Origin of the sequence: Methylophaga sp., from assembly GCF_965655755.1 — a bacterium.
GTDB lineage: Bacteria > Pseudomonadota > Gammaproteobacteria > Nitrosococcales > Methylophagaceae > Methylophaga.
The window spans coordinates 1-1,143 of sequence record NZ_CBFHHW010000079.1; the positions used below are offsets into that span (position 1 = coordinate 1).

1 protein-coding gene is annotated in these 1,143 nt (G+C 48.8%); it reads left to right on the forward strand.

What is annotated here, in order from left to right; translation table 11 throughout:
* On the forward strand, positions 1–1,143 hold a 1,143-nt coding region (tuf, locus tag ACTF5U_RS12475; protein ID WP_438971955.1), incomplete at both ends, for an elongation factor Tu.

Genomic DNA, 1,143 nt, shown 5'->3' on the forward strand with positions numbered 1-1,143 from the left:
AAAACCCCACGTCAACGTGGGTACCATTGGTCACGTTGACCATGGTAAAACCACACTGACAGCGGCGCTGACCAAAGTGTTGGGTGAAGCATCTGGTGGTGAATTCAAAGATTACGCGGATATTGATAACGCACCTGAAGAAAGAGAGCGTGGTATCACTATTGCGACAGCGCACGTTGAGTATGAAACAGAAGCACGTCACTACGCTCACGTAGACTGCCCAGGTCACGCCGACTATGTTAAAAACATGATCACCGGTGCGGCACAAATGGACGGTGCGATTCTGGTTGTTAACGCAGCGGATGGTCCGATGCCACAAACACGTGAACACATCCTGCTGTCACGTCAGGTTGGCGTACCTTACATCATTGTTTACCTGAACAAAGCCGACATGGTTGATGATGAAGAGTTAGTCGAACTGGTTGAAATGGAAGTCCGTGAATTACTGGACAGCTATGATTTCCCAGGTGACGACACACCGATTATTGTTGGTTCAGCTCTGAAAGCGTTAGAAGGTGATACAAGCGACATTGGTATGCCGTCTATCCTGAAGCTAGCAGAAGCAATGGACAGCTACTTCCCAGAGCCAGAGCGTGCGATTGATGGTGCGTTCCTGATGCCGATTGAAGACGTATTCTCAATCTCAGGTCGCGGTACAGTTGTAACCGGCCGTGTAGAGCGCGGTATCGTTAAAGTCGGTGACGACTTAGAAATTGTCGGTATCAAAGACACACAGAAAACAACCTGCACAGGTGTTGAAATGTTCCGCAAATTGCTGGATCAAGGTCAAGCCGGTGATAACGTAGGTGTTCTGTTGCGTGGTACGAAGCGTGAAGACGTAGACCGTGGTCAAGTGCTGTCACATCCTGGCACGATAAACCCACACACCAAGTTTGAAGCGGAAGTATATATTTTGTCGAAAGACGAAGGTGGCCGTCATACACCATTTTTTAATGGTTACCGTCCACAGTTTTATTTCCGTACAACCGACGTGACAGGTGCATGTGACCTGCCATCAGGCGTAGAAATGGTCATGCCTGGTGATAACGTCAAAATGGACGTAACTTTGATTGCACCGATTGCGATGGAAGAAGGGTTACGTTTTGCTATTCGCGAAGGCGGCCGCACAGTTGGTGCTGGTGT